Source organism: Enterobacter sp. HMSC16D10, assembly GCF_001807145.1.
Classification (GTDB): domain Bacteria; phylum Pseudomonadota; class Gammaproteobacteria; order Enterobacterales; family Enterobacteriaceae; genus Enterobacter; species Enterobacter roggenkampii.
This window is the reverse complement of the sequence record NZ_KV787822.1, coordinates 1-18,583: the sequence shown is the minus strand read 5'-3', so window position 1 is coordinate 18,583 and position 18,583 is coordinate 1. Positions and strand designations below refer to the sequence as shown.

The following is an 18,583-nucleotide window of genomic DNA, read 5'->3' as shown; positions in this document are numbered from 1 at the left end:
TTATGCAACCGGATGCGCACAAGCGAGCATTAATTGCCGGCTCCATTGGTAACTTTATCGAGTGGTATGAGTTTGCGGTCTACGGTTTTCTGGCGACCGTCATTGCGAAGAACTTCTTTCAGCTTGAAGGGGAAGCGGGGCTTACCAGCCTGATCCTCACCTACGCCTCATTTGCCATCGCCTTCTTCTTCCGTCCGCTGGGTGCGGTGGTGTTTGGCCGCATCGGTGACCGAATTGGCCGTAAGCCGACGCTTATTATTGTGCTGGTGCTGATGACGCTGGCTACCGCCGCCATCGGCATTGTGCCGGTCTACGCCAGCATCGGGATTGCCGCACCGCTGATCGTTACGCTGCTTCGGATCCTGCAGGGGCTGTTCGCGGGCGGCGAGTACGGCGGTGCAGTCTCGCTGATGACGGAGTTCGCCCCGCGAGGCAAGCGCGGGCTCTATGGTGCCTGGCAGTCCTTTACCGTGGCGCTGGGGCTGTTAGCGGGCGCCGGCATCGTGGCGCTGCTCTCCGCACTCCTCACGCCTGAAGCCCTGCACGACTGGGGCTGGCGCATTCCTTTCTTCCTGGCGCTGCCCATGGGCGCTGTTGCGCTGTGGCTTCGCGTCAGCATGGAGGAGACACCCAGCTTTGTGCAGCAGCAGGACAAACCGGCCGTCGCTCAGGCGGACATTGCCGCCACGCTCCGGGCCATCGTGATGGGGATTGGCCGCGTGATGGTCTGGTCTGCGGCGGGGTACACCTACCTGGTGATTATGCCGACCTATCTGCAGTCGGCGCTGCACACCGGGTTTAATCAGGCGCTGTTGATCGCAGTGATTTCGAACGTTGGGTTTGCGCTGACGATCATTCCGTCGGGGATCCTGAGCGATAGGATCGGGCGTCGCACGGTGATGATTATCGCCACCGCGCTGCTGCTGATCCTCGCCCTGCCGCTGCTGAAACTTCTGCAGGCGGAGTCCAGCACGCTGGCGGTGAAAGCGATAGTAGTATTGATTGCGGGCGGTCTGGTGGGCATGCTGGCGGGGCCGGGCCCGGCGATGCTCTCTGAGATGTTCCCGACCCGCGTGCGCTATACGGGGCTGGGGCTGGCCTATTCGTTATCGAACGCGATTTTCTCGGGATGCGCAGGGTTAATCATAACCGGGCTGATTAAGCAGACGGGCAATCTGGATATTCCGGCGTACTACGTGATGGCGACGGCAGTAGTGAGTATTTTCGCGCTGATGACGCTGAGGAAGGATGACCATCTGCGGTCACTGGAGGAATGAGGTTAATGCCCGGTGGCGCTACGCTTACCGGGCCTACGGTACCGTGCCTTTGTAGGCCGGGTAAGGCGAAGCCGCCACCCGGCATAACAGGCTACCCGCGCTGACGCACCGCTTCAAACAGGCAGATGCCCGTCGCAACAGACACGTTCAGGGAGGACACGCTGCCCGCCATCGGGATGCTGATCAGCTCGTCGCAGTGCTCGCGCGTCAGGCGACGCATACCTTCACCTTCCGCCCCCATCACCAGCGCCAGACGGCCGGTCATTTTGCTCTGATACAGGGTATGATCCGCTTCACCAGCAGTACCGACGATCCAGATGTTCTCTTCCTGCAGCATACGCATGGTGCGCGCCAGGTTGGTCACGCGGATCAGCGGAACGTTTTCCGCCGCGCCGCAGGCCACTTTCTTCGCCGTCGCGTTCAGCTGCGCGGAGCGATCTTTCGGCACGATCACCGCATGCACGCCCGCCGCATCCGCGCTGCGCAGACACGCGCCGAGGTTGTGCGGATCGGTAACGCCATCGAGGATCAGGAAGAACGGATTCTCGAGCTCAGCGATCAGATCCGGCAGATCGTTTTCCTGATACTGACGGCCCGGCTTCACGCGGGCAATAATGCCCTGGTGCACCGCCCCGTCACTTTTTTCATCCAGGAACTGGCGGTTAGCCAGCTGGATCACCACGCCCTGCGCTTCCAGGGCGTGGATCAGCGGCATCAGACGTTTGTCTTCACGCCCTTTCAGAATAAACACTTCCTGAAAACGCTCCGGTGCGCGCTCGAGAAGGGCCTGCACCGCGTGGATGCCGTAAATCATTTCACTCATTGATGGTTCTCGTAATAAGTATTTCCCCTCTCCCGGTTGGGGAGAGGGTCAGGGTGAGGGGAGAATTTACTCCGCCTGCTTTTTCTTAGCCGCGCGCTTCGCTTTGGTGGCGGCCGCTATTTTCTGTGTCTTCGCGGAAGGTTTCTTCGCGGCACGGGCTTCTTTCTTCGCCGCCTTCGGCTTCTGCTTCTTCTCGCCGCGGAACGCGCTGTCCGGCTCGAAGTTCACCTTCTTACCGGCCTGACGGCGCTTGCCGCTCGTTTTGCCGTTTCCGCCTTTTTTCGCTCTTTCGCGCTCGGTTTTACCGACGTTACGCGGCGCGCGCTCGCTGGAGATCAGGCTGAAGTCGATTTTACGGTCGTCCATATTCACGGCCTCAACCTTTACTTCCACACGGTCACCCAGGCGGTAGGTCTGGCCGCCAGATTCGCCGATCAGACGCTGGCCGACCTGGTCGAAGCGGTAGTAATCGTTATCCAGGCTGGAGACGTGCACCAGACCGTCGATAAACAGCTCGTCCAGACGAACGAAGAAGCCAAAGCCGGTCACGCTGGCAATCACGCCTTTGAAGACGTTACCGACCTGGTCCAGCATAAAGTCACATTTCAGCCAGTCCGCCACGTCGCGGGTAGCTTCATCGGCACGGCGTTCGGTCATGGAGCAGTGCTGACCCAGCTGCAGCATCTCTTCCATCGAATAGTGATAGCCACCGGTTTCGGTGGTGTTCCCTTTATGGCCCTGCTCCTGCGCCAGCAGATACTTGATCGCACGGTGCAGAGAGAGGTCAGGATAACGACGGATCGGCGACGTAAAGTGGGCGTAAGACTGCAACGCCAGGCCGAAGTGACCGCGGTTTTCCGGATCGTAAATCGCCTGCTTCATCGAGCGCAGCAGCATTGTCTGCAGCATTTCTGCATCAGGACGATCGCTAATGGATTCCAGCAGCTCGGCGTAATCGCGCGGCTCTGGCTTATTGCCGCCCGGCAGCTCCAGGCCCAGTTCAGCCAGCACGGAGCGGAACGCGGTGATGGCTTCCGTCGACGGTTTATCGTGAATACGGAACAGCGCAGGCTCTTTGGCTTTCTCAACGAAGCGTGCCGCCGAGATGTTCGCCAGGATCATACACTCTTCAATCAGCTTGTGCGCATCGTTACGCTGAGTCTGTTCGATACGCTCAATGCGGCGCTCGGCGTTGAAGATAAACTTCGCCTCTTCGCTCTCAAAGGAGATCCCGCCGCGCTCTTCGCGCGCCTGATCCAGCGTTTTGTAGAGGTTATGCAGCTCTTCGATGTGTTTGACCAGCGGCGCGTACTGTTCGCGCAGATCCTGGTCGCCCTGCAGCATATGCCAGACCTTGGTGTAGGTCAGACGCGCGTGCGAGCTCATCACCGCTTCGTAGAATTTATAGCCAGTTAAGCGCCCTTTGTTGGAGATGGTCATCTCGCAAACCATACAGAGGCGGTCAACCTGCGGGTTCAGGGAACACAGGCCGTTAGACAGCACTTCCGGCAGCATCGGCACGACCTGCGACGGGAAGTAGACCGAAGTACCACGGCTGCGCGCTTCGTTATCCAGCGGGGTATGCGGACGAACGTAGTAGCTTACGTCTGCAATCGCTACCCACAGACGCCAGCCGCCGCCGCGTTTTTTCTCGCAGTAGACGGCATCATCGAAGTCACGGGCGTCTTCACCGTCGATCGTAACCAGCGGCAGGGAGCGGAGATCCACGCGGCCCACTTTGGATTCTTCCGGCACTTCTTCACGCAGGCTTTCGATCTGCTCTTCAACCGCTTTCGGCCAGATGTATGGAATTTCGTGGGTGCGCAGCGCCATATCAACGGCCATGCCGGTGCCCATATTATCGCCCAGCACTTCGACGATTTTACCTACCGCTTTGGTGCGACGGGTTGGGCGCTGGGTGAGTTCCACCACCACCACAAAGCCCATGCGGGCGCCCATCACCTCTTCAGGTGGGATCAGAATGTCGAAGCTCAGACGGCTGTCGTCCGGCACCACGAAGCCCACGCCCGCGTCGGTAAAGTAGCGGCCAACAATCTGGCTGGTTTTTGGCACCAGGACGCGCACGACACGCGCTTCTCGGCGACCTTTACGGTCAGCGCCCAGCGGCTGCGCCAGAATTTGGTCGCCGTGGATGCACATTTTCATCTGTTCAGATGAGAGATACAGATCGTCTTTACGGCCTTCCACGCGCAGGAAGCCGAAGCCATCGCGGTGACCAATGACGGTCCCTTTCAGCAGATCGAGGCGTTCTGGCAGCGCGTAGCACTGGCGGCGGGTAAAGACCAGCTGCCCGTCACGCTCCATCGCGCGCAGGCGGCGGCGAAGGGCTTCAATTTGCTCTTCACCTTCAATGTTTAATTCAACAGCAAGTTCTTCACGATTGGCGGGTTTTTCGCGTTTTGTTAAGTGTTCAATGATGAACTCGCGGCTGGGGATAGGATTCGCGTATTTTTCGGCTTCGCGTTCCTGGAAAGGATCGTGTGACATGTCGGTTCCTCCGTTGTCAGCTCCGGTGGAAATTTTCTTCATTCCACCAGCAATAATTTATAAAGCGGTTGATTCTCTTCAACCAAATCGGCCAGCGTGTAGTTATCCAGCTCCTTGAGAAAACTTTGCACGGCCTTAGAAAGCGCCTTTTTCAGGCGGCAAGCGGGCGTGATGTGGCAGAACTCGCTGCTGCAGTTCACCAGAGACAGCGGCTCCAGTTCACGTACCACATCGCCAACACGAATACTCTGTGCCGGTTTACCGAGACGGATCCCACCATTCTTCCCGCGGACGGCAGCAACGTATCCGGCACGACTAAGTTGATTGATTATTTTGACCATATGATTACGGGATACGCCGTAGACCTCTGTGACTTCAGAGATACTGGTCATTTTCCCATCGGGTAACGACGCCATGTAGATCAGCGCGCGTAAGCCGTAATCGGTGAAACTTGTTAACTGCACATCAACCTCAGGAAAAAGGGAAATCGCGGACAAACCGCAGAGATATTCATTAATGATGATAAACCAGCCAGATAGTTAGCGGCTAATTTATTTGACAGACGGGGCGAAAAAGCGGAGATCCAGGAGCGGTCGCCGGATGGCGCTACGCTTATCCGGCCTGCGGGGAGACCCGCAGGCCAGCAGTCACGAAGATTATGCGTCGAACGGGTCGCGCAGGATCATCGTTTCAGTACGATCCGGGCCGGTAGAAATAATATCGATCGGCACTTCGGTCAGTTCTTCAATACGCTTGATGTAATCCAGCGCCGCCTGCGGCAGGCCGCTACGCTCTTTCACACCGAAAGTGGTCTCAGACCAGCCCGGCATGGTTTCGTAGATTGGCTCAATGCCTTCCCAGTCGTCAGCAGCCAGCGGCGTGGTGGTCACTTCGCGGCCATCAGGCATACGGTAGCCTACGCAGATTTTCACTTCTTTCAGGCCGTCCAGTACGTCCAGCTTGGTCAGGCAGAAGCCAGACAGGGAGTTGATCTGCACTGCACGACGCACGGCAACAGCATCCAGCCAGCCGGTACGACGACGACGACCGGTGGTCGCGCCAAACTCGTTACCCTGCTTGCACAGGAACTCGCCGGTTTCATCAAACAGTTCGGTCGGGAATGGACCTGCACCCACGCGAGTGGAGTACGCTTTGATGATGCCCAGAACGTAATCCACATAACGTGGACCCAGGCCAGAGCCGGTCGCCACGCCACCCGCGGTGGTGTTGGAAGAGGTTACGTACGGATAGGTACCGTGGTCGATGTCCAGCAGCGTACCCTGCGCACCTTCGAACATGACGAAATCGCCACGCTTGCGCGCCTGGTCCAGCAGATCGGACACATCAACAACCATACCGGTCAGAATGTCTGCAATCGCCATGACGTCATCCAGCACTTTCTGGTAGTCAACAGCGTCAGCTTTGTAGAAGTTCACCAGCTGGAAGTTGTGATATTCCATCACTTCTTTCAGTTTTTCAGCGAAGGTTGCTTTGTCGAAGAGGTCACCCACGCGCAGACCGCGACGTGCAACTTTATCCTCGTAAGCCGGGCCGATACCACGACCGGTGGTGCCGATCGCTTTCGCGCCACGCGCTTTTTCACGCGCAACGTCCAGCGCCACGTGATAGTCCAGGATCAGCGGGCAGGCTTCGGAGAGCAGCAGGCGCTCGCGAACCGGGATACCACGGTCTTCCAGACCTTTCATCTCTTTCATCAGCGCCGCTGGAGACAGCACAACGCCGTTACCGATGATGCTGGTGACGTTTTCGCGAAGAATGCCTGATGGAATAAGATGGAGGACGGTTTTTTCACCGTTGATTACGAGAGTATGGCCTGCGTTGTGACCGCCCTGGTAGCGCACAACATATTTAGCCCGTTCAGTCAGAAGATCAACAATCTTCCCTTTACCTTCGTCACCCCATTGGGTGCCCAGTACGACGACGTTGTTACCCATTTTTTTCAAAATCACCGTTTGCTTAAAAATGGATTCTACCATCGCTTTTTCAGATATACAGCACTTTTTGACCTCAGAATATCCCAAATCCGACCACTTTTTGATCAGCCAATCGTTTTCCTCAACATGTAGTAGATCACGATGCCCGCAACCACAAGACCGCCGCCAAAACGACGTAAAATATTATCCGGCAGTTGGCTCATGGTGGCGATCATTCGACGCCAGGCGCGTGGATAGAGCATCGGTCCCAGACCTTCCAGCACCAGAACCAGGGCCAGCGCGAGCCAGATCGTTGAATTCATTTTTGTTCCTTATAAAAGAAAACCACCGCTCCGTGGGGAGCGGTGGTTTGAATACTCAAACGAGTCTGAGTTTATCGCGTTGCGTTAGTCGGCGTCTTCATATAACGGAAGAAATCGCTGTCCGGGCTGAGCACCATCACATCCTGGTTGCTCTGGAAGCTATTCTCGTAAGCACGCAGGCTACGGATAAAGGCATAGAAGTCAGGATCCTGACTGAAGGCATCGGCAAACAGCTTCGCCGCCTCGGCATCACCTTCACCGCGCAGGATACGGCCCTGACGCTCAGATTCCGCCAGCGTTTTGGCCACTTCGTAGTCCGCAGCAGCACGCAGCTTCTCCGCCTCTTCCTGGCCCTGTGAACGGTGACGACGGGCGACCGCTTCACGCTCGGCGCGCATACGGTTGTAAATCGCCTCGGACACTTCCACCGGCAGGTTGATCTGCTTGATACGCACGTCTACCACTTCAATACCCAGCGCAGCCATACTGTTCGGGTTGATCACCGGCACTTTACCGTTGGTTTCAGCCTGAACGCGCTCAGCCGCTTTGGCAATCGCATCATCTGCTGCTGGCGTTGAAACTTCATCTTCCGTGCCCGCTGTGCCGGAGTTCAGCGCATCGCGAACTTCCAGGGTCAGACGGCCACGGGAGTCGGTCACGATGTCTTTCACATCCAGACGACCAATCTCAGAACGCAGACGGTCAGAGAACTTACGTTTCAGCAGCACTTCTGCCTGAGAAACGTCACCGCCGCCCGTTGCCAGGAAGTAACGGCTGAAATCGCTGATGCGCCATTTGATATAGGAATCAACGATCAGGTCTTTCTTCTCTTTAGTCACGAAACGGTCGGCCTGGTTATCCATGGTCTGGATACGCGCATCAAGCGTTTTCACTGACTGAATGAACGGCACCTTGAAGTGCAGACCCGGTTCGTAGATCACCGGGCGTTTGTCGCCATCACGCACGACGCTGCTGAACTGGAACTTGATCCCACGCTCGCCCTCTTTCACCACAAAGATCGAGGTATAAAGCACGACCAGTACGATGACGATGATCGCAATAACTGACTTACGCATCCTTATTCCCCCTGACGCTGGTAGTCGTTACGCTGCGCGTTAGCACGGCGTTGGTCCATAATGTCACCATCGCTCGAAGAAGACGTGGTTGTTGCGCTTGTGCTACCGGATGACGCAGGTGGCAGACGCAGCAGGTTGTTCGCACCGCTGTTGTCTTTTGCTGCCGGTGCAGAACCGCCTTTCAGCATCTGATCCAGCGGCAGCACCATCAGGTTTCCGCCTTTACTGTCGTTAACCAACACTTTGCGGGTGTGGCTCAGCACTTTTTCCATGGTCTCAATATAGAGACGCTCACGGGTAATTTCCGGCGCCGCTTTATATTCCGGCAGGATCTTCGCGAAGCGAGCGACCTCACCCTGTGCTTCCAGGATGGTCTGCGTCTTATACGCACGCGCTTCTTCCAGAATACGCTGCGCCTGACCGTTAGCACGCGGCTGAACTTCGTTGGTGTAGGCTTCTGCTTCACGGATGTACTGCTGTTCGTTTTCACGTGCAGCAATCGCATCGTCAAAGGCCGCTTTCACCTCTTCCGGCGGACGTGCAGCCTGGAAGTTGACGTCCAGCAGGGTAATCCCCATGTTGTATGGACGAATGGTCTCTTCCAGCTCACGCTGGGTATCGCTACGGATAACGGTACGACCTTCGGTCAGGATACGGTCCATGGTGTATTTACCGATCACCCCGCGCAGGGCGCTGTCGGTCGCCTGACGCAGGCTGTCATCAGCGCTGGTCACGCTAAACAGATAACGCTCAGGATCGGTCACGCGGTACTGCACGTTCATCTCAACGCGCACCACGTTTTCATCAGACGTCAGCATCACACCAGACGCCGCCAGTTCACGGACCGATTCCACGTTGACCGCGGTCACGTCGTCAATGAAGGTCGGTTTCCAGTTCAGGCCCGGCTCAACCAGATGGCTGAACTTACCAAAACGCGTAACGACACCGCGTTCCGCTTCTTTAATGGTGTAGAACCCGGTAGCAGCCCAGATGATTACCACTGCAGCGGCAACAATACCGACTACGCGGCCACCCATTTGCGGGCGCGGCCCCTGGGTGGAATTTCCACCTGAGCCAGAACCTTTACCTCCGCCAAGACCACCAAGCTTCTTGCTCAGCTTGCGGAAGATATCATCCAGATCCGGCGGCCCCTGCTCGCGACCACCTTTGTTGCCATTTCCCCCAGAGTTGCCGCCTTGATTATTGCTGCTTCCCCACGGGTCGCGGTCCTGTCCGTTATTACCGGGCTGATTCCACGCCATGTATATGCTCCATATTTGTTATGCAAGGGCGAATTATTCAGGCATCCCCTTTCTGATCAGACGATATAGTCGACCAGCGCAGGTTCTTGTTTACAGAGGCGACGCCAGTCAACGATCGGCATACGCACCTGCATCCCCACGCTGCCGTCATCCTCCATCCACTCTTTTTCTATCGCCTGAAGCTGATAAAACCGGCTGCGCAGCCTGCCTTCCTGTGGCGGCAGTCGCAGCGTGTGCTGAGCTACCTCACCGGAAAGACGTTCTGTCAAAGCCTGGAAAAGCAGTGGCACACCAAGACCGGTCTGGGCAGAAAGCCAGACCCGAATCGGTTTGTTCTCTTCATCTCTGTCGATACGCGGTTCGAAATCGTCCAGCATATCGATCTTGTTCATCACCAACAGCGTTGGGATTTCGTGGGCGTCGATCTCTTCGAGCACCACGTTCACCGCGTCGATGTTCTCCTGCACGCGCACGTCTGCCGCATCAATCACGTGCAGCAGCAGGGTCGCCTGTCGCGTCTCCTGCAAGGTGGCCTTGAACGCCGCCACCAGGTCATGCGGCAGGTGACGGATAAACCCTACGGTATCCGCCAGCACCGTTTCACCGACGTCTGCAACGTCAATACGGCGCAGCGTCGGGTCCAGGGTCGCAAACAGCTGGTCTGCGGCATAAACCTGGGCCTCGGTTATCTGGTTAAACAGGGTGGATTTACCGGCGTTGGTATACCCCACCAGCGACACCGTCGGGATGTCGGCTTTGGTTCGTGCCCGACGCCCCTGCTCACGCTGTTTCTCAACCCTTTCCAGACGTGAGAGGATCTGGGTAATTCGGCCACGCAGCAAACGACGGTCGGTTTCGAGCTGGGTTTCACCCGGGCCGCGCAAACCAATCCCGCCTTTTTGTCTTTCAAGGTGGGTCCAGCCACGCACCAGACGCGTTGCCAGATGACGCAGCTGCGCCAGCTCAACCTGCAGTTTCCCTTCGTGGGTACGTGCACGCTGAGCAAAAATGTCTAAAATCAATCCCGTGCGATCGATAACACGGCATTCGCAGAGAGCTTCCAGGTTGCGCTCCTGGGCTGGAGACAGCGCATGATCAAACAACACGACTGACGCGCCGGTTGCTTTTACGGCATCCGCAATTTCGACTGCTTTACCTTCACCAACAAAATACTTTGGGTGCGGCGCTTTACGGCTACCGGTAATCACCTGCATTGCTTCGACACCGGCGGAAGAGACCAGAGATTCAAACTCCTGGAGGTCTTCCATATCTTTGTCTTGCGAAAAATAGATGTGTACCAGCACCGCCTGCTCACCGGCATCATAACGGTCAAACAAGCGTAAACCTCTCTAAAAAGATCAGCGGGGAACGCAGGATCCCTGGCTCCCCGTGTGGATAACAGTGCGAAACCTTATTCGGTCTCGTCGCTGTCCTGCGCTGGCGTTGAAGAACCCTGCGCGTTGCTGCCATGATGGTAGTTACTACCTGTGCCGCCGCCAGCGTTATTGCTGTGATGAGATACCGGACGGGACGGAACAACAGTAGAAATAGCGTGCTTATAGACCATCTGACTGACCGTGTTTTTCAACAGAATCACGAACTGATCGAAAGACTCAATCTGACCTTGCAGCTTAATACCATTCACCAAATAAATAGAAACTGGAACACGTTCCCGACGCAATGCGTTCAGGAACGGATCTTGTAAAGATTGCCCCTTAGCCATTCTATCTTTTCCTTATATGCTTGTTTTGTACTTAGAACCTTGCGATTCTGAAAAATTGCGCACGATACGCCTCAATTGTACACATTCAGTGAGCGATATCACCAACAACCTCAATCACGTCGCTTAACGCCTGTTGTGGTTTTTCACTGTCTAACCAGTGAACCCCTTCCCAACCGCGCAACCAGGTGATCTGGCGCTTCGCTAACTGTCTCGTGGCGCAAACACCTCGATAAACCATTTCATCGTATGAAATCTCACCTTCAAGGTACGACCACATCTGGCGGTATCCCACACAACGAATGGAAGGCATGTCCGTATGCAAATCTCCACGGGCAAATAGCGCCCGCACTTCTGCTTCAAAATCTGAAGCTAACATCTGATGAAAACGCTGCTCAATTCGCTGATGGAGCAGTTCACGGCTCGCCGGGGCGATGGCGAACTGATGCACCTGATACGGCAGAGCGTCTCCTGACGTTTGCGTCAGTTCCGTTAAAGTTTTACCCGAAATGAAAAAAACTTCCAGTGCCCGGGAAAGCCTTTGCGGATCATTTGGATGGATCCGCGCTGCGGCAACCGGGTCAATCTCCGCCAGTTGCTGATGCAAAACGTCCCACCCCTGCTCTGCCGCCTGCTGCTCAATTTTCGCTCTTACTTCCGGGTCCGCGGATGGCAGAGGTGATAACCCCTCCAGCAGCGCCTTGAAGTAGAGCATGGTTCCGCCAACCAACAGCGGTATACGCCCCGCCGCCGTTATCTCGGCCATCTCGGCTAAGGCATCCCGGCGAAAATCCGCTGCGGAGTAAGCCTGAGCCGGGTCGAGGATATCCAGCAAACGGTGCGGTGCCGCGCGCAGTTCTTCTGCGTCAGGCTTCGCCGTGCCGATGTCCATCCCTCGGTAGATGAGGGCGGAGTCGACGCTAATCAACTCTACCGGCAAAACTTTACGCAACTCAATGGCGAGCGCCGTTTTGCCGGAGGCCGTTGGGCCCATTAAAAAAATTGCCTTAGGCAGGCTCGCCTTACTTACGTCAATCATGTTTCAGGGCGTTCATCGCCGTTTTTAAATCAACAGGTTGTAATAACCCACCCGGCGGCGCTTTCACCAGATGCGGACAGAGGCGTTCAACCTCCGCCAGCACGCTGATGGCCTGTGCCATGCTCCACGGCGCGTGTTCGCTGGCCAGATGGCGGGCGATCCACTGCGCGGTGTTAGCGGCATCAAACGATGTTTGCTGCGCCAGGTAGCCTATCAGTTCAGGAATCAAGTTTTGTAAATTTTGTTGGCGTAAGGGTAAAGGCACTGCACGAATTGTCACATGTTGTGGTTCGAGCACAATTTCAATACCCATTTGCGCCAGCTGTGCTTCGGCACGCTGCAATATCCTTGTTTCATCAGGGGATATTTTCAGGCGAACCGGAATTAACAGCGGCTGCGCACAGGCGGCATTTTCGCCCGGCGTGAGCTGCACCTGTTTAAGCCAGCGTTCGGCAACCGGCAGTGCCAGAAGCATCAATTTGCCGTCACGTTCCAGCAGAGCCATATCCGGCGCGATAATCGTCAGCACCCGGCCAAAACTCTGGCTATGGCCGTCCAGAGAAGGCTGAGGTGCCGGAATAGGTTCTTTACGCTCTACGACTGGCGTCTCCAGCAGTTTGCGGTACAACGCGCCCTGCTGCTTTTGATAGCCAGGCTGGGCATTCGGGTAGTTGGCACCCGTTGGACGCGGTGCGGCCCCTGCGGAGGAAAAGCGCGGCGCTTCCGGTTCACGCGCAACGGCGGGCTCCGCAAAATGGTTGCGGCCTGCAGCGACACGGTTTTCAGGAATTGGGCGTGGCGCAGGTTCTGCGTGTTCCAGCGGCAACGGCGTTTCACCCTGCTGCTGCAGCACGCTCAGCACGCCCTGATAGATAAAATCATGCACCAGTCGCGACTGGTGGAACCGCACTTCATGCTTGGCAGGATGGACGTTCACATCCACCTGATGCGGGTCGATTTCCAGATAAAGCACGAAAGCAGGCTGCTGATCGGCCCCGAGCTTGTCTTCGCAGGCCTGGCGAATGGCGTGATTGATGAGACGGTCGCGCATCATGCGGCCGTTGACGTAGCAATACTGGATCTCCGCAAACGCAGCGCTGCTCGCGTTCGGATCGGCTACCCAGCCGCGCAGCGCCAGATCGCCGTGCTGCCACTCAATGGCCAGCGCCTGTTCCAGAAACGGGGTCCCGCAAATGGCGCCCAGCCGACGTTCTTTCTGTCCACCTTCTGCCACCGCGCGATACTGACGCATCACCTTGCCGTTGTGGCTGAGGTTGATGGTGACATCGAAACGCGCCAGCGCGATGCGGCGGATGATCTCGTCGATGTGTCCGAATTCGGTCTTCTCGGTACGCATGAACTTGCGTCGGGCGGGGGTGTTGTAGAAGAGATCTAATACTTCAAGCGTCGTGCCGACAGGGTGCGCCGCGGGTTTGACCGTCACATCCATATCGCGCCCTTCGGCGTAAGCCTGCCAGGCTTCCTGCTGTTCGGCGGTACGGGAGGTCAGCGTTAAGCGCGAAACCGAGCTGATACTGGCCAGCGCTTCACCGCGAAAGCCGAGGCTAATAATCGCTTCCAGGTCATCCAGAGAAGCAATTTTACTGGTGGCGTGACGGGCCAGCGCCAGCGCCAGCTCCTCTTTTTTAATGCCGCAGCCGTTGTCGCGAATGCGGATAAGCTTCGCGCCGCCGCGCTCGATATCAATATCGATGCGGGTCGCGCCCGCATCGAGGCTGTTTTCCACCAGCTCCTTCACGACCGACGCGGGACGTTCCACCACCTCACCGGCGGCGATTTGGTTCGCAAGCTGCGGCGGCAGAACCTGAATCGGCATGAATTCTCCTTAGTTGGTCGCGGTCATCTCACCCGGTAGCGCTGCGCTGGCCGTCTGGGCAGCGCCGCTCTGTGGCGCAGACTGCAGCGGATGGGCATCAAAGTATTTACGCAGACCGTTATAAATCGCTTCGGCAATTTGCTGCTGATAGCTGTCGCTTCCCAGCAGACGCTCTTCACCGTTGTTACTGATAAAGCCCGTCTCTACAAGGATGGATGGGATATCTGGCGAGCGCAGAACGCCGAGGCTGGCATGTTCAGGACGACGCTTATGCAGCACACCAATGCTTTGCAGCTGGTTCAATACGTTAGTGGCCACATCATACCCGACGCGCTGAGAATGACCGAATTGTAAATCCAGCACCGCCTGGCTCAGGTACGGGTCTGACTGGCTGTTTGCCAGCACATCGCCCGCGCCGCCTAGCAGTTCAGACTGCTTCTCATGCTCTTCCAGCCAGTTGGCCATTTCGCTGTTGGCGCGACGGTTCGAGAGTACCCATACCGAGGCACCGGTCGCGTTACGGTTAGGCGCAGCATCTGCGTGGATGGAAACCAGGAAATTCGCATTCTGCTTGCGCGCGACGTCCGAACGCCCCATTACCGAAATGAAGTAATCCCCGTCGCGGGTCAACACGCCTTTGAACGTAGGATCGTCGTTGAGCAGTGCACGCAGCTTACGGGCAATGGCGATGGTGACATTTTTCTCTTGCGTCCCACCCGGGCCAATCGCACCCGGGTCCTGTCCACCGTGACCTGCATCAATGGCGATAATCACTTTGTCACCGCTGGTCGCAGCACGGCGCGTACTCACCGCCGGACGGGTCACCGTATTGCTGCTGGTTGCCGCAGTGATGCGATCGTTCTGTGATTTAAATGGATTACGCGCAGGTTCAGCAGGACGCGGCGTATACACCGGTTCTTCCACGCGTTTGGCAACGACAGGCGGCGGTGGAGGCGGTGGCGGGACATCGGCATTGATGGTAAAGACCACCGTATAGTTCGCCCCGTTTTGCTGCTTCACCGCCTTCGTTTTGCCCTTTTCGGTCAGATCGACCACCAGGCGTAACGACTGGCTATCCTGCGGCGTACCCGAACGGATACTTTTCACCAGGTTATTGCCGCTGAACTGCAGCGGTAATCCCTGGATCACGCCTGTCTGTTTGATATCCAGCGCCACGCTGTGGCTGTCTGGCTGTGAAAACGCATACTCAGGATCGCCCATAAAGCTGAACGTGATCCGGGCCTGGCTTTCGCCGTTCGAGACCTGAATATCTGAAAGATTTGCCGCCCCGGCCTGCGCGCACAGCAGCACGGTGGCAGCCAACAACCAACCTTTAACGCGATTTATCATCCCGTCATCCCTACGCTTAACCGGCCAGACGCGCCAGTAAGGAACTGCCTGATGAGGAAACAGCACTGATGCGTGCCTCACGCCCTTGAGCCTGGTAATCTAAGTGAATTTCGACATCCGGGTCAGGCAGCACACCCGCACCTTGTTGCGGCCACTCCACCAGGCAAATGGCGTCGTTGGCAAAATAATCACGGATCCCCATAAATTCCAGCTCCTCAGGATCCGCAAGGCGGTATAAATCGAAGTGGTACACCATGAGATTTTCAAGGGTGTACGGTTCTACCAGCGTGTAGGTTGGGCTTTTCACATTCCCGTTATGCCCTAACGCCTGCAAAAAACCCCGGCTGAAGGTGGTTTTACCCGCCCCTAAATCACCATACAGATAAATGACGGTTGCCCCCTGACAGGCCTGCGCCACGCGCTTGCCGAGATCTAAAGTGGCTTGTTCATCAGGTAAAGGAATCGCTCGATTAGTCATTTTCTACGTCAATCACATCCGGGTTAACTACACGCCGCAGCGTGCAAAAGAGATCGGTGGCCAGCATACCGCGCGTACCGTAACGCGCAGCCAGTTTATCTGCCGCAACGCCGTGGGCCACGCAGCCCGCACAGGCTGCATCATAAAGGGGAAGTTTCTGTCCAAGCAATGCGCCAATAATACCGGAAAGCACATCGCCCATGCCGCCGCTCGCCATGCCCGCATTTCCGGCATCAATAACGCCCTGCGTCTCGTCACTGGCAACAACGGTTCCTGCCCCTTTTAAAACGGCAACACCTCCGTAACGTTTTACCAGACGCTGAGCAGAAAGTAAGCGATCGCTTTCAATTTCTGCCACGCTGCAGTTAAGCAGCCGCGCGGCTTCGCCGGGGTGTGGCGTCAGAATGCGATTGTGACGCTTATCCGGGTTTATTGCCAGAAGGTTAAGCGCGTCGGCATCCCACAGCATCGGTTTGCGAAAATTCTCGACCTTTTGCAGGGCCTGTTTACCCCACGCCTGCTGCCCAAGCCCGGGACCGATCACCACCACGTCCGCCCATTCGAGGCTTTCCTCCAGCGTCTGGAGCGTAAGCTCATGGACCATCAGCTCCGGTCGGGCCGTGACGATCGGCGCAATATTCTCAATGCGAGTGAGCACTCGCACTAATCCGGCGCCGCTGCGCAGAGCCGCTTCACCAGTCATGCGAATCGCACCCGCCGTACCGTGGTCACCGCCCACAATCACCAGCCTGCCGTGATCGCCCTTATGTGACGTTGGTCGTCGCGGCGGGAGCCACGCTGCAAGCTGCGACGCATCACAACGCATGAGGTGCGTTTCCTGCCCGGCCAGCCAGCTCTCCAGCCCCAGCGCACTGTGGTGCAACACGCCAACGACATCCCGCGCTTTGCCGGTCAGTAATCCTGGCTTCAGGGCGATAAAGGTTACCGTATGTGCCGCCTGAATCACCGCCCCCGGCGTCGCGCCGGTTTGTGCTATCAGTCCAGAGGGAATATCCAGGGCGACTACCGGCGCGGAATGTCTGTTAGCGTGTTCAATGAGTGCGGCAACGTTTTCGCGCGGCGTGCTGCGCAGCCCGGTGCCCAGCAGCCCGTCAACAATCAGATCAACATCCTCTGGCCAGACGATATCAGGCGCATGAATCACACCGCCGGCGTTCAGCCATGCCTCCCGCGCCGCGCTGGCCTCTTCCGGCAGCGGTTTATCACTTTCGAGAGCCAGCAACGTCACACGGATACCCGCAGCCACCGCGAGACGGGCGACGACGTAGCCGTCACCGCCATTGTTGCCGTGCCCGCACAGAATCAGCCAGTGGGCGGCCTGCGGCCAGGCGCTACGGGCAACGTCAAACGCTGCCTCACCCGCACGGAGCATCAGTTCATACAGGGTAATCCCGAGGCTGTCTGCAGCCTCTTTTTCGGCGCGCCGGAGGTCATCCGCATGCCAGATGGAATGTGGTATACTTGCGGGGTTTTTCTTCACCGTATGGTCCGTCATGTCACAGCCCCTCGATCTCAATGAATTAGCGCAAAAAATCAAACGGTGGGGTGCTGAGCTTGGCTTCCAGAAGGTAGGCATTACCGATACCGACCTCTCCGCCAGCGAGCCCAAACTGCAGGCCTGGCTGGACAAACAATACCACGGCGAAATGGAGTGGATGGCACGTCATGGCATGATGCGCGCCCGTCCACACGAGCTTTTGCCGGGCACATTACGCGTCATCAGCGTACGCATGAACTACCTGCCCGCCAATGCGGCCTTTGCGCGCACGCTCAAAAACCCCTCGCTGGGTTACGTTAGCCGGTACGCCCTCGGTCGTGATTACCATAAGCTTCTGCGTAACCGTTTAAAAAAACTCGGGGAAACTATTCAACAGCACTGTGTTTCGCTGAATTTTAGACCCTTTGTCGATTCCGCGCCTATTCTTGAGCGTCCGATCGCCGAAAAAGCCGGGCTTGGCTGGACAGGTAAGCACTCACTTATTCTTAGCCGCGACGCCGGATCGTTCTTCTTCCTCGGTGAACTGCTGATTGATTTACCGCTGCCGGTAGACGGCCCGGTAGAGGAAGGCTGTGGCCGCTGCGTGGCCTGTATGACCATCTGCCCCACCGGCGCCATCGTCGAGCCTTACACCGTTGATGCGCGCCGCTGTATCTCCTACCTCACGATCGAACTGGAAGGCGCCATTCCGGAGGAGTTCCGACCGCTTATCGGCAACCGCATCTACGGCTGCGACGATTGCCAGCTCATCTGCCCGTGGAACCGCTATTCACAGCTCACCGACGAAGAGGATTTCAGCCCGCGCAAGGCGCTCCATGCCCCGCCGCTCGCTGAACTGTTCGCCTGGACCGAGGCCTGGTTCCTGAAAGTGACGGAGGGTTCGGCCATCCGCCGTATCGGCCATCTGCGCTGGCTGCGAAATGTGGCCGTCGCGCTGGGAAATGCCCCGTGGGATGAAGCGAATATTCGGGCGCTTGAAAGCCGTAGAGGTGAGCACCCACTTCTTGATGAACACATAGAATGGGCGATTGCGCAGCAAATTGAGAAACGTAATGCCTGTGTGGTCGAGGTGCAGCTACCGAAGAAACAGCGTCTGGTGAGGGTGATTGAAAAAGGGCTTCCGCGGGATGCCTGAATTATTCACAGCCTGTGAATAAAATTACAAACTCAAGCGCCATCTGGGCTGGAGAAGAGATCAAGTGATCTCAATAACATTTTGAAATCAAATTTTATGAAGTAAATACAGTATCTTATGAAGATATTATTCACCCTGCTAAGTTTTAACCCTGTTTCGGTTAAGCGCAGTTTCTGTGGATAACTCTGTTCACAAGAGTATTTCAGAGAAAACAGAAAACGTCCCCAGCGATTCTTTTCGCTGTGGATATTTTAGAGATGAAGAAGAATTTGGAGCGGGAAACGAGACTCGAACTCGCGACC

At 56.8% G+C, this 18,583-nt stretch carries 16 protein-coding genes; 2 read left to right on the top strand and 14 right to left on the bottom strand.

All coding sequences use genetic code 11. The annotated features are described in order from the left end of the window. Positions 1–2 precede the first annotated feature (2 nt). Positions 3–1,277, top strand: coding sequence for an MFS transporter (locus tag HMPREF3143_RS02010; RefSeq protein WP_023326551.1), 1,275 nt, complete (start codon positions 3–5; stop codon positions 1,275–1,277). A gap of 91 nt (positions 1,278–1,368) precedes the next feature. On the opposite strand, the gene rlmB is transcribed toward HMPREF3143_RS02010, so the two are convergent. The 14 genes from rlmB to nnr all read right to left on the bottom strand — a co-directional run bounded on the left by rlmB (position 1,369) and on the right by nnr (position 17,143). Then, entirely contained in the window at positions 1,369–2,100 is a 732-nt protein-coding gene (gene rlmB, locus HMPREF3143_RS02005) for a 23S rRNA (guanosine(2251)-2'-O)-methyltransferase RlmB (RefSeq protein ID WP_023293451.1), read from the bottom strand. Between the two features lie 66 nt (positions 2,101–2,166). Continuing rightward, complete coding sequence (gene rnr / locus HMPREF3143_RS02000; RefSeq protein WP_008502912.1) at positions 2,167–4,608, bottom strand: ribonuclease R; 2,442 nt, start codon at positions 4,606–4,608, stop codon at positions 2,167–2,169. Between the two features lie 38 nt (positions 4,609–4,646). Further along, positions 4,647–5,072, bottom strand: coding sequence for a nitric oxide-sensing transcriptional repressor NsrR (gene nsrR / locus HMPREF3143_RS01995; RefSeq protein ID WP_023293453.1), 426 nt, complete (start codon positions 5,070–5,072; stop codon positions 4,647–4,649). Positions 5,073–5,264: 192 nt separating this feature from the next. Further along, positions 5,265–6,563, bottom strand: a complete 1,299-nt coding sequence (locus tag HMPREF3143_RS01990) for an adenylosuccinate synthase (protein WP_006178975.1) — start codon at positions 6,561–6,563, stop codon at positions 5,265–5,267. Positions 6,564–6,667: 104 nt separating this feature from the next. Further along, positions 6,668–6,865 (bottom strand): DUF2065 domain-containing protein, encoded by a 198-nt coding sequence (locus HMPREF3143_RS01985; protein ID WP_003855996.1) that lies wholly within the window; start codon positions 6,863–6,865, stop codon positions 6,668–6,670. A 71-nt stretch (positions 6,866–6,936) separates the two neighbouring features. After that, entirely contained in the window at positions 6,937–7,941 is a 1,005-nt protein-coding gene (gene hflC, locus HMPREF3143_RS01980; protein WP_008502916.1) for a protease modulator HflC, read from the bottom strand. Between the two features lie 2 nt (positions 7,942–7,943). Next, on the bottom strand, positions 7,944–9,203 hold the full coding sequence (gene hflK, locus HMPREF3143_RS01975) for an FtsH protease activity modulator HflK (protein ID WP_008502917.1): 1,260 nt from the start codon (positions 9,201–9,203) through the stop codon (positions 7,944–7,946). Positions 9,204–9,259: 56 nt separating this feature from the next. Beyond that, positions 9,260–10,540 (bottom strand): ribosome rescue GTPase HflX, encoded by a 1,281-nt coding sequence (gene hflX / locus HMPREF3143_RS01970; RefSeq protein WP_008502918.1) that lies wholly within the window; start codon positions 10,538–10,540, stop codon positions 9,260–9,262. Between the two features lie 74 nt (positions 10,541–10,614). Further along, positions 10,615–10,926, bottom strand: coding sequence for an RNA chaperone Hfq (gene hfq / locus HMPREF3143_RS01965; protein WP_008502919.1), 312 nt, complete (start codon positions 10,924–10,926; stop codon positions 10,615–10,617). A gap of 85 nt (positions 10,927–11,011) precedes the next feature. Then, a complete protein-coding gene (gene miaA, locus HMPREF3143_RS01960; RefSeq protein ID WP_008502920.1) occupies positions 11,012–11,962 on the bottom strand; it encodes a tRNA (adenosine(37)-N6)-dimethylallyltransferase MiaA in 951 nt (316 codons plus the stop codon). Then, positions 11,955–13,799, bottom strand: a complete 1,845-nt coding sequence (mutL, locus tag HMPREF3143_RS01955; protein WP_023326549.1) for a DNA mismatch repair endonuclease MutL — start codon at positions 13,797–13,799, stop codon at positions 11,955–11,957. Before mutL ends, miaA begins: the two co-directional genes overlap by 8 nt. A gap of 9 nt (positions 13,800–13,808) precedes the next feature. After that, on the bottom strand, positions 13,809–15,149 hold the full coding sequence (gene amiB, locus HMPREF3143_RS01950; RefSeq protein WP_021240715.1) for an N-acetylmuramoyl-L-alanine amidase AmiB: 1,341 nt from the start codon (positions 15,147–15,149) through the stop codon (positions 13,809–13,811). A gap of 16 nt (positions 15,150–15,165) precedes the next feature. Continuing rightward, positions 15,166–15,627 (bottom strand): tRNA (adenosine(37)-N6)-threonylcarbamoyltransferase complex ATPase subunit type 1 TsaE, encoded by a 462-nt coding sequence (tsaE, locus tag HMPREF3143_RS01945; protein WP_008502923.1) that lies wholly within the window; start codon positions 15,625–15,627, stop codon positions 15,166–15,168. Beyond that, entirely contained in the window at positions 15,620–17,143 is a 1,524-nt protein-coding gene (gene nnr, locus HMPREF3143_RS01940) for a bifunctional ADP-dependent NAD(P)H-hydrate dehydratase/NAD(P)H-hydrate epimerase (protein ID WP_032635497.1), read from the bottom strand. Before nnr ends, tsaE begins: the two co-directional genes overlap by 8 nt. Between nnr and queG the strand changes: the two genes are divergently transcribed. Next, entirely contained in the window at positions 17,142–18,281 is a 1,140-nt protein-coding gene (gene queG, locus HMPREF3143_RS01935) for a tRNA epoxyqueuosine(34) reductase QueG (RefSeq protein ID WP_008502925.1), read from the top strand. The two genes, nnr and queG, sit on opposite strands and share 2 nt — an antisense overlap. Positions 18,282–18,583: the final 302 nt, after the last annotated feature.